This is a genomic window from Paenisporosarcina sp. P4_D4 (assembly GCF_056401835.1).
In genome coordinates this window covers 1-643 of record NZ_JBFUIO010000411.1, presented here as the reverse complement: position 1 = coordinate 643, position 643 = coordinate 1, and the positions used below count along the sequence as shown (strand labels likewise).

The window sequence follows — 643 nt, the reverse complement described above, 5'->3', positions numbered from 1 at the left end:
CAACTTTATCAAATGTTCCGACAAGTTTACAAACTGTTATCAATTCAGGTCGTTCAACCTTTACTATACGATTCACTTTTTCCTTGTCCTCCTGTCACTTACCGAGCTCCTTTGTATGCTCATGCAGCATCCTGGCTATACATGTTTTCTTTCTGCGAACGGCATTTTCTTATTCACTATTTAGAGATAATTACATCAACTTGGTGCATTACATTTAAATTTATAAATCTATCTATTCGCTTAAAAATAATTTACAACTAATCCATTAAACTACTCACTGTTTATTGATATCTGATCACATTTAGTATATTCTTAATTTATTGAAAACTCCTTATAAATAAAAACTTTTTAAAGGAAGAGAACCTTTATGATTAAACCATTGAAAAACTCCATTATACACTTTGCACTTWAAATCCTTACCATCCAACGTCCCTCCTATCAAATCGAAGCAGACCTCATTGAATTCCAAAGCATTCCAGCTCTTTCCGAAACAGTCGACGACATCATGAACAGCAAAGAAATTTTCATCGGTTATTACGAAGACGATCAACTCCTTGGGGTTCTCTCCTATGAAGAAAATGAAGACTTCGTTGATATTTGCCGGTTGGTTGTGGCTCCCGCTTCTTTTCGCAAAGGGATTGGA

The 643-nt window shown here is 35.2% G+C and carries 1 protein-coding gene; it reads left to right on the top strand.

All coding sequences use genetic code 11. From position 1 onward, the window contains the following. Window positions 1-367: 367 nt before the first annotated feature. The coding region (locus AC1DSL_RS19175; RefSeq protein WP_477533474.1) for a GNAT family N-acetyltransferase at window positions 368-643 on the top strand (276 nt) is incomplete at its 3' end.